This is a genomic window from Desulfoluna sp. CLI2B (genome assembly GCF_056847375.1).
Genome location: NZ_CP186557.1, coordinates 5,827,669 through 5,841,069, shown reverse-complemented (window position 1 = coordinate 5,841,069; position 13,401 = coordinate 5,827,669). Strand labels below are relative to the sequence as shown.

The 13,401-nt window shown below is 60.0% G+C and carries 9 protein-coding genes; 2 read left to right on the top strand and 7 right to left on the bottom strand.

Translation table 11 applies throughout. The annotated features are described in order from the left end of the window. Window positions 1-122 precede the first annotated feature (122 nt). The 4 genes from ACOYW2_RS27055 to ACOYW2_RS27040 all read right to left on the bottom strand — a co-directional run bounded on the left by ACOYW2_RS27055 (window position 123) and on the right by ACOYW2_RS27040 (window position 6,215). The gene (locus ACOYW2_RS27055) at window positions 123-2,276 is read right to left on the bottom strand and encodes a SulP family inorganic anion transporter (RefSeq protein ID WP_482768588.1); all 2,154 of its coding nucleotides are present in this window, start codon (window positions 2,274-2,276) and stop codon (window positions 123-125) included. Between the two features lie 681 nt (window positions 2,277-2,957). Then, on the bottom strand, window positions 2,958-4,052 hold the full coding sequence (locus ACOYW2_RS27050) for a THUMP domain-containing class I SAM-dependent RNA methyltransferase (protein WP_482768587.1): 1,095 nt from the start codon (window positions 4,050-4,052) through the stop codon (window positions 2,958-2,960). 19 nt (window positions 4,053-4,071) lie between these two features. Beyond that, window positions 4,072-4,971, bottom strand: a complete 900-nt coding sequence (locus ACOYW2_RS27045) for a PhoU domain-containing protein (RefSeq protein WP_482771093.1) — start codon at window positions 4,969-4,971, stop codon at window positions 4,072-4,074. A gap of 59 nt (window positions 4,972-5,030) precedes the next feature. Further along, window positions 5,031-6,215, bottom strand: a complete 1,185-nt coding sequence (locus ACOYW2_RS27040) for a Na/Pi cotransporter family protein (protein ID WP_482768586.1) — start codon at window positions 6,213-6,215, stop codon at window positions 5,031-5,033. A 443-nt stretch (window positions 6,216-6,658) separates the two neighbouring features. On the opposite strand from ACOYW2_RS27040, the gene ACOYW2_RS27035 reads away from it, so the two are divergent. After that, window positions 6,659-7,285 (top strand): single-stranded DNA-binding protein, encoded by a 627-nt coding sequence (locus ACOYW2_RS27035; RefSeq protein WP_482768585.1) that lies wholly within the window; start codon window positions 6,659-6,661, stop codon window positions 7,283-7,285. 96 nt (window positions 7,286-7,381) lie between these two features. On the opposite strand, the gene glpB is transcribed toward ACOYW2_RS27035, so the two are convergent. Next, window positions 7,382-8,680, bottom strand: a complete 1,299-nt coding sequence (gene glpB, locus ACOYW2_RS27030) for a glycerol-3-phosphate dehydrogenase subunit GlpB (protein ID WP_482768584.1) — start codon at window positions 8,678-8,680, stop codon at window positions 7,382-7,384. Continuing rightward, entirely contained in the window at window positions 8,673-10,235 is a 1,563-nt protein-coding gene (gene glpA, locus ACOYW2_RS27025) for an anaerobic glycerol-3-phosphate dehydrogenase subunit GlpA (protein ID WP_218950974.1), read from the bottom strand. Before glpA ends, glpB begins: the two co-directional genes overlap by 8 nt. Window positions 10,236-10,665: 430 nt before the next feature. Between glpA and ACOYW2_RS27020 the strand changes: the two genes are divergently transcribed. Then, complete coding sequence (locus tag ACOYW2_RS27020) at window positions 10,666-11,481, top strand: DeoR family transcriptional regulator (protein WP_246317750.1); 816 nt, start codon at window positions 10,666-10,668, stop codon at window positions 11,479-11,481. Between the two features lie 249 nt (window positions 11,482-11,730). Here the strand turns inward: ACOYW2_RS27020 and ACOYW2_RS27015 are convergent, their stop codons facing one another. After that, window positions 11,731-13,254: an OmpP1/FadL family transporter gene (locus ACOYW2_RS27015; RefSeq protein ID WP_482768583.1), complete on the bottom strand. Its 1,524-nt coding sequence runs from the start codon at window positions 13,252-13,254 to the stop codon at window positions 11,731-11,733. Window positions 13,255-13,401 lie beyond the last annotated feature (147 nt).

Sequence of the window (13,401 nt, the reverse complement as noted above, 5' to 3'; positions counted from 1 at the left end):
GGCATGGTCGTCCGGGCTTCAAACGGTCCATGGACCGTCCTGTTCGGCAATGTTGTCCTTCGTTGCCGGGGGACGGGCACATGGCCCGTCCCCCCTCGTCTTGCACCTTGGTTCGGCCTTGATCAGGCGCTGGCTGCCTCTTCCGCAGGCAGATACTTGGAAAGGGGACACCCGCCACAGGCGCCCTCTTTGTGGATCTGCTGGTAGATGGCGGTCAGGGCCCTCTCCCCGTTGGGGTAGATGTTCTCCTTGCCGATGGTCTCCAGGAGATGGGTCCGTTCCAGAACGGCGACCACCTCCTCCTTCATGGAGCTGAAGGAGATGCCGCGCCCGCTCTCGCGCACCGTCTCGATGAGGATTGCCAGGGCCTCTTCCCCGGAGGCATCCACGTCGTTGATGCCGCTGGATTCAATGAGGATGTGACGAAGGTCCGGCTTTTCGGTGATGAACTCCAACACCTTGTCCTCAAGATACGAGGCGTTGGTGAAGATCAGGGGTCCGTCGAACCGGACAACGGCGATGTGCTGGCACTCCTTGAGACCGAACTTCACAGAGCTTCGGAAGGTCTGGTCTTCGGATCTGGAGAGCAGTGCCACGCGAGGCCGCAGGTTCTTGTAGATGAAGACGATGAAGGTCAGGGCGACCCCCACCATGATCCCCTCTTCCAGGTGCGGTGCAAAGTAGAGGGTGCAGATGAAGGTGATGACGCTGATGGCGCCGTCGGCCCGCTTGGCTTTCCAGGCGTGCACAAAGCCTTTCACGTTCACCAGCCCGATCACCGCCATCATGATGACCGAGGCCAGCACGGCCTGGGGCAGATGGTAGAGAAGGGGGGTAAAAAAGAGCAGGGTCAGGGCCACCATGAGGCTGGTAACCACCGAGGAGATCCCGCTCACCGCGTTGGCCTGCAGGTTCACGGCAGACCGCGAAAAGGAGCCGGAGACCGCGTAGCTCTGGCCGAAGGAGCCGATGATGTTGGCCAGGCCCTGGCCGATGAGTTCCTGGTTGGGGTCCAGCTTCTGGCCGGTCTTGGCAGCCATGGCCTTGGCAATGGCGATGGCCTCCATGAAGCCCAGAAGGGAAATGATCACGGCAAAGGGCAGCAGCTGGATAAAGGCCCCCAGGAAGGTGGTGTTGTCGGGCAGGGTGGGAATGCCCACCTTGAGGCCCTTGGGGATGTCCCCCACCGCATGCCTCTTCAGGCCGTCCAGGGCCAGGGGCTTGTTCCCCACCTTGAGGCGCCATTTACGCCCGTCGGTCACCATGCCCTGGGGTTCTTTGCCGCCCACGTAAAAGGCAGGGCTCTCCCCGGCCTCCTTGGGTGCGGAGAAATGAACCAGGCGCAGCTCTTCCCGCAGGGACCCCGAGGAGGTCTTCAGGGTGTCGATGCGGGCATTGATCCGTGCCAGCTCATAGTCCAGTTCCATCTTCTCGGAGCTGGGAATGGGCCCTTCGGATTGATCCTCCACAGCCTTGAGCCGGGTGTTGAGGGCGGCACGCTCTGCCCCCAGAGTCGCAATCTCTGCAACATCCCGGTTAAACGCGTCGATCTTGGCGGTGATGGCCGGGGCCTTGATGCTCTCCACAGGTACGAACACATCGTGGTTGAACTTAAAGGCAAAGGAGATCACCGTTGTGACGGCAACGGCCACCAGCACGTTGGGAATCTTGGGATTGACCCGTTTGAGGATCACCATGATGGCGATGGAGAAGACCCCCATGGCGAGGGTCGGAAGGTGGGTGTAGTGAAGGGCCGAACGGCAGACATGGAGAATCGTCTCATAATGATGAGGCGCCTTGTCCACATAGACCCCGAAGAGCTTCGAGAACTGGCTCGATGCAATGATGATGGCCGCCGCGTTGGTGAACCCGTTCACCACCGGGTGGGAGAGAAGGTTCACCACCAGGCCGAGGCGCAGCACGCCCAGCAGGAACTGAAAGGTCCCCACGGTGAGGGCCAGCAGCACCGAGTAGGCGATGAATTCGGTACTCCCTGCCGTGGCCAGCGGTTCAAGCGACGCCGCCGACATCAGCGACACCACAGCCACTGGTCCGGTGGCCAGTTGGCGGCTGGAGCCAAAAAGCGCCGCCACCATGGGCGGCAGAAATGCGGCATACAGGCCGTAGTAGGCCGGAAGCCCGGCCAGCTGAGCGTATGCCATCGATTGTGGAATCAAAACCATGGCCACGGTAATGCCGGCCACCACGTCGGTTCTGAACTTTCCTGTGTCGTAGTCCTTGAACCAGAGCAGAAATGGAAACACTTTGGTCAACATAACGATACTTCCCCCTGAAAATCAGAAAATTAAATACATAAACCTCTTTCTTCCTATTCTTAAAAGGAACTTCCCTGTCCTTTTATATCCGGTGTCCAAACCGCAGAGGGTCTTGCACAAACCCTGCCGGTTGTTCATAAAACAACAAACGCCATCACCTGGAGCGTGGTTTCGTCCCTTGTGCTCCAGCAGGCGTCTGTTCCACTTGCGATTACTTGCCGAAAAGCACGTATTGGCCTTCCCAAACCAAATAAAAAGTTCTTTTCGAGCAATTAGAATGCAGATATATGACGATGAAAGTTTTGTCAATTGTAAAGCCGCTAACAAAATGATTCCCTTCAACTTTTTCTTGAAGGAGTACCGGGGGAACGCAAAAACAAACGCCGGATCGGCGAATAGGTCCGGTCAATAATCCCATTGATTTTTTATCAATCCCCGACGCGAACATCTCCCCGCGCGCCTTCCCATCCGGCAAAGCGGACAACCACACCGAAAATCCGGTCCCAGACCCGGAACGACGTTCACCACGCGTAGGGTCCTTTTGGGATCGATCCGCATCAGAAAAAAGGCGCAATCGCACAAAAAACAGAGCAGTTCCGATATGTCGATAGATGAATCGGGCAGGAGGGATCCAGGCGCACGGTCATGCGCCCGGACAAATAAAAAACGGAAGAAAAGGCGTCAGGAAAGACGGCCGACAAGGACGGTGAGATCCAGCCCCCCATGGGACATGGGATGCCCATGGAACCCCTTGGGCATGGGCCGGGGAACCTGCTGCTTGGGCACGGCCAGGGCAGCGGTCCATCCGCGCCAGTGAACGGCGAGATGATCCAGCAGGCGCACCACAAAGGCATCGTTGCCCCCTTTGATCCGCTTGCCGTAAGGCGGGTTGAAAACCACCACACCGGGCTCAGAAGCAAAGGAGGTCGGATCCAGGGCGAAAAAATCCCCGGACCTGACCCCCACGGCCTTGCCGAAGGGCAGCCCATCCAGGGTGGCCCCGAGGCGATCCACAGCCCCCTGGTCCAGATCCGAGGCAAAGATCACGGGGGCCGACACCTCGCGCAGCCCCTTTTGGGCCTCCCGCTTCATGTGGGCAAAGCCTTTCTCCCGAAAAGAAGGCCAGGATTCAAAGGCAAAATGGCGATACATGCCCGGGGGCGTGCGGGTTGCCCGCATGGCCGCCTCCAGACTGAAGGTCCCGGCACCGCACATGGGATCTGCCAGGGGCGCCTCCCCGGTGTACCCGGCCAGGGTGAGGATGGCTGAAGCCAGAGTCTCCCGTATGGGCGCCCTGCGCCGCCGCTTGTACAAAGGCTCACCCACGGCATCCAAAGAGAGGGTAAAGCGATCGTCCTCACCCCGCAGGTAAATCTTCTGGGACACCTGCCCCTCCCCGCCGGGCAGGGCCTTTTCCACCACCCCTGCCACCCTCTGGGCCACGGCGTCGGTGTGGTAGAGACGGCAGTGGTGGGTGGCCACCACCACTTCAGGGATTGCATGGACAGGCAGCCAGAGCTCCCAGGGAATTTCTGCGACCCGCCGCTCCAGCTTCTCAAAGTTCTCGGCCTTGAAGCTCGCCAGGCGCACCAGGATGCGGTTGGCAAGGCGCAAGGAGAGAGCCGCCTGCCACATGGCCTCCAGGCGTGCGGTAAACTCCACCCCGCCGGTGACCCGCGCGACGGAAAGGCCCAGGCACTCCTCGGCCTCCTGGGCCAGCAGCCCGCCGAGGCCCGGTGCGGCACTTACATAAAAGGTGTGCTCTCGACCCGCCACACGACGGCGCACCCTCTTTTCAAAGGCGGTGTCGCCTTTTTTCGTCTCCTGAGGTGTTTCCAGTCTCCGGTCCTCCAAAAATAAAAAACATCAATAAAAAACAAGCCTCCGGCGGCGAGGTGAGCCACCTCGAAAGCAGATTGCCCTTGCGCTTTGCCCTCGTTCCTCGGGCCAAAGCGCAAGGGCCTTCGGCTCGGGCTTCGCCCGAAACATATGCTGGTGGTTTGTACGAGCGATACGACAAGCCTTGAAAGGCTAAGATTCGTTGTCGCAACTCGTTAATTATCAGCGTTAACCGGACTACCTCCAAGGAGGCCGGGCAATTTAAAAACCTGTTTGTCAAGCTTTTCAAAAGTTTGCCCCCCGGCAGGGCCGCCGGAGGCACATTGATTAAATCAGCAGTGCCTTCTCCCGGGTTTCGGTCTCCAGGAAGGTCTTGGCGATGTTGGATGAGTAGACAATGATCTGAACCATGAGGTTCATCAACTCGGTATTCTCGCACCTCGTGCAGTTCGACGGAGGCCTCCTGCTTGCCCACCAGCCGGTCAAGGTGGTGGACCCGGTACTGAAGCTCCAGGTCCAGGTACTTGCGTTCCTTGACCATGATGCGGTTGGCCTTCTCCAGATCCTGTTCGGCAAAGGCCTCTTTCAGGAGCCGGATCTGTTTGCACACCTTCTGGTGATAGATGGTGAGCTCTTCCCTGCCCTCTTCGGAGAAGTCGTGGGCCAGGGCATGCTTTTTCCGGATCAGGGGCAGCACGTTGCGGTGAATGATATCCCCGATGCTCTCCATGTCCCGGACAATGGAGACCATGGCGTAGACCACGCGCAACTGGGCGTCCGAGGCCCCGCTGCGGGCCACCTTGAGCAGGTAGTCGGTGATCTTCTCCTCCAGGAAGTCGATCTCCTCTTCGCGCATGTCGATGCCCTCCATGAGGGTCAACTCCGGATAGACCTTGTCCCGCTTGGGGCTCTGGGTCACAAAGGGGATGGCCACGGCCTTGAGCAGGTACTCCAGGGCCGCTGCCATGCGTGAGATCTCGGAACGGGCCAGGTCAACGGCCAGGGCCGGAGAGAAGATCTTGCTCTCATCCAGGAAGGTGGTGGTGTACCTGGGGATGGGGCAGGAGGTCTCCGGCAGCATCCGCACGATGAGCCTTGCCCAAAGGCGTCGCTGAAGGGCAGTACAATCACCCCGATGACGATGTTGAACACGGAGTGGGCGTTGGCGATCTCACGGGCAATGTCGGAATTGAACTCAGCCCCCAGCCAGGCAATGCACCAGGTGAACTCGGGGATAAACCCGATAAAGATCATGACCCCGATGACCCGGATCATCACGTTGGCCAGGGCCACCCGCTTGGCGTCCCGGTTGGCGCCGATGCTGGCAAACCCCGCGGTGACACAGGTGCCGATGTTGGCTCCCAGGACCATGGGAATCGACGCCTCCAGGGAAATGAGCCCCTCAAGGCCCAGCACGATGAGGATCCCGATAAAGGCGGTGGAGCTCTGGATCAGGGTGGTGAGCACCACCCCGATGAGAAGGCCCAGGAACCGGTTCTCAAGGCTTGAGAGCAGGGTGATCACCTCCTGGCTGCTGCGCAGGGGCCGCATGGAGTCCCCCATGAGCTTAAGGCCGTAAAACAGGACCCCGAACCCCAGGAGCACGTCGCCAAAGGATTTCACCGAGTCCCGCTTGGCAAGGAGCCGGATGAGAAAACCCGCCACGATCATCAGAAGGGCGTAATCGGTCACCTTGAAGGCGATGAGCTGGGCCGTGATGGTCATGCCGATGCCCGACCCGATGAGCACCCCGATGGTCTGGATAAACTGCATGAGACCGGCCTGGACAAAACCCACAAGCATCACCGAGGTGGCGCTGCCCGACTGCACCAGCATGGTGACCACGATGCCCAGGAGCATTCCACGGTATTTGTTCTTGGTCAGGTTGGCCAGGATGGTTCGAAGCCTGTCCCCGGCCGCCCGCTGCATGCCGTCGCTCATGAGCTCCATGCCGAAGAGGAAAAAGGCCAGCCCCCCCATCAGCCCCATGATCTGAAATCCCCAGTGAATCTCCGAAAGACCGTCGGCCCAGGCATCCGCCGCAAAAAAAAGAGTGCCTGCTCCCACGAGCCAGGCCCATACGTTCCGTTTCGACCTCATCCAACACCTGCCATCTCAAGAGTGGTCATTCAGCGCCCGTTGTCCGCGCCCTTCAGGCCATACCCCGTTTTGGAAAAAACCGTCACAGCATAGGCGCGCATCCCCTTTTCGGGGTCCCACCATCCCTGCAGTTTTTTTTAAAAGCCGCCATGGGAGCTTCTCTCCGGTTCGGCTATGGGATTTCATCATCTTAGTGAAGGCACTTGGCAACCGTCAACAGGATTTACGCTCCCTGAAGAAGCCCGCCCGCCCCGGTTAACCCCGCCTGTGGCCCGGAAATCCGCCCCGGCATGGATAGGCGAGCAGATTGACAACCCTTTCCATATCTTGTATCTAATCCATTCATAATGGCTTGTTCGACTTTTTGCGAAGCTGTCATTACTTAATTGATCTGTAAATAAAGGGCTCCGGCCCATTCGATTTGACCTTCCAAGGAGGCATCCATGGCCAGTTTAAACAAGGTGATGATTATCGGAAACCTGGGCAGGGACCCGGAGGTGAGCTACACCCCCAGCGGTCTTGCCATTTGCAAATTCAGTGTCGCCACCACCGACGTCCGCGTGGACCGCAACAGTGGAGAGCGCAACGAGCGAACAGAGTGGCACCGCATCACCGTGTTCGGGAAAACAGCAGAAAACTGCGGCCGGTTCCTTGCCAAGGGACGGCAGGTCTACGTCGAAGGACGCCTCCAGACCAGCTCCTATGAAAAGGACGGCATCACCCGATACTCCACCGACATCATCGCCAACCAGGTCACCTTCCTGGGCGGTCGCAACGCAGACGGCGGCGGCCAGCAGGGCGGCGGCTTCGGCGGAGGCCAGAACGGCGGCTACCAGGGCGGCGGATACAACCAGAACCAGAATCAAAACCAGGGCGGCGGCTACGGCAGCGCCGGAGGCTACCCGGGCAGCTACAACAGCGCGCCCCAGCAGCCCGCACAACAGCCCGCACAACAGCCCCCCCAGCAGCCTGCGGCCCAGCCCCAGGGCAACGGCTTTGACCAGGGCGGAAGCTTCGGCGGCGGTGATCCCGGTTTCACCAACCCGCCCGACGACGACATCCCCTTCTAGGCCCTGTTAAAACGCCCGGGACCCAACACAAAAAGCCCCCTTGCAGCGCAAGGGGGCTTTTTTTGTTCAACACACGCTTATCAGTCCGTAGAAGACTTACACGCTGCAGGATTCCGCGGCCCTGAAGGCGGTGGCAATGGAGATCCCTGCCCCGCTCTTCTCCCGTTTCCAGTCCTGGTGGGCCAGGATGCTACCGGCCACAAAAAGGCTCGGGTCCACCACGTTGCCGTCGCTGTCCAGGGGGCGCATGGCCGTATCGGCGATGATCCCGGCCCGGTTCACGGCGTGGCCTTCGGGGTGGAAGAGGTCGCATCGGTGCCAGGCGTCCCGGCTCTGGGGCTGGGAGACATACAGATCCAGAAGGGGCTCGGTAATACGAAGCCGGTCCCCGGCCAGTCCGCCCCCCATAAAGCGACCGGTGGCCAGGATCATTTTGCGGGCCGAAACGGTCCGCTCCTCGCCCCTCAGGGAGGCGGTCACGGTGAACCCGCCCTCCCCTTTGGAGGCCTTTGTGACCCGCCCGCCCACGAAGGTCGCAACACCATACCTTGAGAAGGCCCGGTCCAAGGCTTCTCGCAGCCGGACGCCGGCGGCCGTGGGGGGCATGCCGGGGATTTCAAAACAGGGAACGCCCAGGGCCTTTTCCATATAGGCCAGGGTCTCGCGGCTCTTCTCCATGCCGAGGACCGGGGGAAGGCCCACGGCCTTGTGCCCGTCCAGGTGGGGACGGATGGCCTCGATGAGCCGATCGCATGCTTCGGGAAGGTCCAGCTCCCGCGCCAGGGCTTCGGGGTAGATGTCCCCGGGACGCCCCAGGCCTTCGGGTGCCACCACAACCGATGAGAGCCCCGGCCAGATGGGGGCAGCCGACTGAGCAACCTGGCTCGCCTCAAACCCTTTGAGCCTTCGGATTCCCACAATAAGGCTCTTGAGCCCCTGCTCAAGGGCCGTTGCCCCTGCGACCATGGTCTCGGGCAGGGCATAGCTGGCCTTGAGAGACCCCACGCTGGTCACCACCCGGGCGTTGGTTTCACAGATTCGATAGCTCACCCCTTCCTCTTCCAGAACCGCCAGGAACCCTTTAAAGGCCTGGGCAATGGCGTCGGCCCCGACCTTTCCGTAGGGGTGGCCGGGCCCCTGGCTCACCAGGTCCTGAACAGTCTGCCAGGGAGCTGCGGAGTACGCCTTGTCACCGGGCAACATGCCCGCCAGGTCAAACAGGCCGCTGGACAAAGGCAGCTGGCTGCCTGTGCCCACCACGGCAACCTTGAGCCCCTTTTTTGCCGCAAAGAGAGCTGCCGCGCTTCCGGCAAGTCCGTTTCCCACCACCACGACGTCTCGCTGGCCGTCCCAGGGGTCTCTGGCCGTACGACCCATATCCGCTGCATTACTCATGACCCACCTCCATTCCAAAGAGTCCGCACTGCAGGGCTTCATGAAGCTCCGCCCGGGCGAGGTTCTCTCCCCAGGAGACGGATCGCATCCCCTTCCAGCGCTCCTTATAAAAACGGGCCAGACCGGAGAGGCCCTCGTCCCCTGTCACGTGCCCCTGGCCGTACATCCAGGCAGCCAGCCTCAGCCCGCAGAAGCTCCCCTGACAAGGACCTTTGCCCACGCGGCTTCGCAAGCCCACTTCCACAAGGCCCCGGGCAAGGCCCTGGCTTTCCAGAGAGGCCACCAGGGAACCGATGACCGATTCGGAGACCATTTCACACTCGCAGATCATGCCGTCACCGTCCTGATGACCGGACATCCACTTTTTCGGGGCCGCGCCGGGCTCGGTCCACATGGCGTCGCCACTGGCCGGCAGGATGCGGGTACGGGTCAGACAGGGTCCGCCTGTGCCGAGGTAATGACAGACGGCGTCCGCAGCCCTTTCCGCCATGAGTCGGTAGGTGGTGAGTTTTCCGCCGGTGATGGTAAACAGGTTTTCCACCCCCTCCTCCGCATGATCCATAAGGACAAACCCTCGGCTGACGCTTCGATCGTCTCCACCGGAGGCGGCGCCGAACAGGGGACGTACCCCGCTGTAGGCCCGGATCATCCGCGTCCGTTCAAGGATCGGCAACAGGGGAATGGCCTCCTCCACCATGCGGTCCACTTCATCGGTGGTGGGCCAGGCCGCATCCGGGTCATCCACATGGGAGGACGTGGTCCCCACAATGGAGACGGTGCCTCCAGGCACCACAATGTCCGCATCCGAGGGGGGACGCAGGCGGTTCACCACCCGGGTGGTGAGGCGATGGTCCGTCACCAGGAGGCTCCCCTTGGAGCACCGCACCTGGGTCGTGGCCCCGGCAATGGCCGCCACCTGGCCTGCCCAGGCGCCGGCGGCGTTGACCACGCAGGAGGTCTCTACCTCCACGGTCTCGCCCGTTGCCCGGCGTTTCAAAAGAGCATGGGTCACCTTGGATCCCTTACGGGTCACCCCTGCCAGCTCGGTGCCGCAGAGGAGCTCCGCCCCGTGGCTCAGGGCATCGGAGACGTTGTCAAGGGAGAGTCGAAAAGGATCCACGGTGGCGTCGGCGACCTCGTAGGCCGCAACAATACCGCCGGTGAGGTTCGGCTCCATGGCACGCGCTTCGGCCACGTCGAGCTGCCTGTGGGGCATATCGCTCTGACTGAGAAGGCTCTCAAAGTCGGCCATGTAATTTTCGTCATCCCCTTCAACACCCACAAACAAGCCGCCGGTGGCCTCGATGCACTGAGGGGCCATCTCGCGGAGCAGGGCGTTCTCATCCCTGCACTCTTCGGCTGAGTGCCGATCCGAATAGAGATACCTCGCCCCGCTGTGGAGAAGGCCGTGGTTGCCCCCCGACGCGCCGGAGTTGACGTCCCCGCGCTCCACCAGCAACACCTTCAATCCCCGAAGCGCCAGGTCGCGCGCTACGCCGCACCCGGTCGCTCCGGCCCCGATGACCGTTACATCCGCTTTTATTCGCTTCATCATCCCATGATGTCCGCCCAGATGATTAAGGACCTGCCCATCAGTGCAACAGCGCCCCCGTATTCCACACACGGACCGAGACCGCACGTCAAAAGATCCCCCGCAGCTCAGGATGTTCGTTTTCCAAAACAGACACACATTTCGGATACCCGGCGGACACGCTGCGGTAACCCCTTTGGTTTTCAACCATAAACTTCTTGGCATTTCCAGCGCGTCCGGTTCCCTGACAAGGTTCGGAATCGATCCTTTGACCATCCACATCCAGCAGATTGTTCACAATACAACATAAATTTTCGGATTTGAAAACCCAAAACTATTGCTTCGGGCACAGAGAATCGGGATAATAGCTCTTGAGAAAAAGGAATTACGATGCTATCACACATTAAACTTTGCAGGTTCGTTCTCATCAAAACCGAAAATAAGGAGAGTAGAGGTGAACACCGGGGATCGGGAATACAACGCAGCAGATGTCATCCGAACGCTGCCGAGGCGTCAGAAGGCGATCTATGACATGGTCCTTGAAAAGGGCTTTGTCTCCATCGAAGGGCTCTCCCAGCACTTCTCCGTGACGCCCCAGACCATCCGGCGGGATATCAACAACCTGTGCAGCGCCAAGCTGCTCCAGCGTTACCACGGAGGCGCCGGTCTCCTGAACAGCGTGGAAAACTTCACCTACTCCACCCGAAAATCGCTGTGTTCGGAAGAGAAAATCCGCGTGGCCCAGCACGTGGCCCAGTTCATCCCCAACAACGCCTCCCTGTTCCTGGACATCGGTACCTCCACCGAAGAGGTGGCTCGGGCCCTGGTGGACAAGACCGGCCTGCGGGTCATCACCAACAACCTCAACGTGGCGTCTATCCTGGGGCAGAACCGGGGCTTTGAAATCCTGGTCTCCGGGGGCGTGGTCCGAAACCACGACCTCGGCATCACCGGGGAGGCGGCCATCGATTTCATCAGCCAATTCAAAGTGGATTTCGGCATCATCTCGGTGGCGGGCATCGACCCCGACGGCACCCTCATCGACTTCGACTACAACGAAGTGCGCATCGCCCGGGCCATCATCAGCAACTCCCGCCAGGTCTTCCTGGTGGCCGACCACTCCAAGTTCAACCGAAGTGCCATGGTGCGCATCGGCAACTTGGAAGAAGTAGACGCCCTGTTTACAGACCGCACGCCCCCGGCCTCCTTCCTTGAGATCATCAAGCGGGGCGATGTGAAGCTGCACATCGCGCATGGCGGCAAGCACTGACCCCTGAAACAACTGAACGAACCACCGCCGCATTCGAACGCAAAAAGGGCCGCCCCCATCCGGGACGGCCCTTTTTTTTTGCCGATGCACGGCTTTTTTTTGTGCTCACAACCACTGTCTGCAGTGACGACCCAGACCCCAGGGAGAACCAGCCGTCGCTGCAATGCCGGGGAAGGGGCCAATGGCGATGGCGGGGTGCCCCTCCCCCGAGGACACCGACGGTCGCCGGTGCCGGGAGACTGGAAAAAATCAGAAGCGGGCTGTCAGGGTCACGCCCCCGCCCACGATGTAGCCGTCGGCGCTGGCTGAAACCACGTTGCCTGCAAAGCTTTCGTTGAGGTTCGTGCTCTCGCCACCCACCACACGGGCCTGCTCGATGTCCGTGTACTGGAACACCGCATCGATGGTGTAGCGACCAAAGTTAAAACCTGCCCCCAGGGAGTAGGTCTTCTTGTCCGCGTCGGGCCACTGCATATCCAGGGTGTTATCGGGGATGGGCGTGGGGTCGTAGAAGTAACCGCCGCGCACGGTGATCATGTCGTTGATGATGTATTCCATGCCGAAGCGGAGCTGCTTGGTGTCTTCCCAATCCCTTTCATAAGCTTCTTCCATACCACTCTGTATGGGATCAGCACCCGGAAACACGCCAATGTCTATGGGGTTGGACAGCTTGGACACCTGGTCCTTGTTAATGCTCCAGTCCGTCCAGACCAGGTCGCATTCGATGGAGAACTTGTCATGGGGCTGGTAGCGTACACCGGCCTGTATCTGCTGGGGATGATTGTAGTCCATCGTTGCCGTTGCAACCTTGACACCGTCTTTAAACACGTCGCCTTCAAAATCGGCATCGCACTCGCTCCGGTAAGTCAAACCGAGGGTAATGGTCTCCTTGGGCTTGTACATCACACCGATGTTGTACGAATAGTTTACATCATCTTCCAACTCCATGCCGATGGCGGCCTGATGGTCGGGGGAGGGAAGATTCCCAAATTCACTTCCGTCCACGATCCCGGCTGCGCTCAGCTGGGCTGAGTAGGCCGCGGCTTCCCCATACTTTTCAGGATCCAAGGCAGCTGCACCGGCGTACACTGCTGCTGCACCCGCTACATTTGTTATCGCTGGCCCTCCCGTTTTTTTGCTGATCGTATCGGCATTGTCGATCAGTTTCCCCACAAACTCAGTGGTATTGGAAATCAGATACTTACTCGTATCTGCACCGGCCTCGGACTTGCCGATGGTAACCCCCACACCAAAGGAGAGCTTATCGTTCACCTTGTACGAAAGGGAAGGCGTCACGCCATATCGCTTATAGTAAGAGTGATAGGCACTGTAAGAACCCGGGTTTTTCGTAGGGTCCTTTTCCCAGTCCAGCTCCATGCCCCAGGGTGCGTAGGCGGCAACGCCCAAGGCGAAACGCTCGCTGATCTTCTGGGCATAGCCCAGATGAGGGGCCACCAGAATGTCGGACTCGTCGCTGAAATCCGTAGGCTCAATGAGGTTTTGCGACATGTCCGAGCGGTTGGTCACCGTAAACTGGGACATCTCGATTGTGGGATCCACCGCAAGGGCCCCCACGGAAAAGACCTTGCCCTCAATCTGGGAGAGGCCCGCCGGGTTGTAGTACGCAGCAAAGGGGTCGTCGGCCGTGGCCGCATAGGCCCCGCCCAGGGCCGTGGCCCTGGCACCGATACCGTATGTATCCACCGAACCAGCATAAGCCATCGTGGAAGCGGCAAGCACACAAACCGCCGCACAAGCAAAACGTTTCACCATTGTTTCCTCCTTACACATAGCATGTCAACATAGCAGCGACGCTCGAAACCCGGGACTGCAATCATCCCTTCATACCAGTGCCCCATCCATAAACACCGTCCCACCGTCACACCTACTCGCCCTCTTCAGGGAGATTTCCGGCAAGAT

Bases quoted from the DNA above. Each gene is read 5' to 3' on its own strand.
- ACOYW2_RS27055 (WP_482768588.1), bottom strand. From the start codon at position 2,276: ATGTTGACCAAAGTGTTTCCATTTCTGCTCTGGTTCAAGGACTACGAC.
- ACOYW2_RS27045 (WP_482771093.1), bottom strand. From the start codon at position 4,971: ATGCGCGAAGAGGAGATCGACTTCCTGGAGGAGAAGATCACCGACTAC.
- ACOYW2_RS27040 (WP_482768586.1), bottom strand. From the start codon at position 6,215: ATGAGGTCGAAACGGAACGTATGGGCCTGGCTCGTGGGAGCAGGCACT.
- ACOYW2_RS27035 (WP_482768585.1), top strand. From the start codon at position 6,659: ATGGCCAGTTTAAACAAGGTGATGATTATCGGAAACCTGGGCAGGGAC.
- glpB (WP_482768584.1), bottom strand. From the start codon at position 8,680: ATGAGTAATGCAGCGGATATGGGTCGTACGGCCAGAGACCCCTGGGAC.
- glpA (WP_218950974.1), bottom strand. From the start codon at position 10,235: ATGATGAAGCGAATAAAAGCGGATGTAACGGTCATCGGGGCCGGAGCG.
- ACOYW2_RS27015 (WP_482768583.1), bottom strand. From the start codon at position 13,254: ATGGTGAAACGTTTTGCTTGTGCGGCGGTTTGTGTGCTTGCCGCTTCC.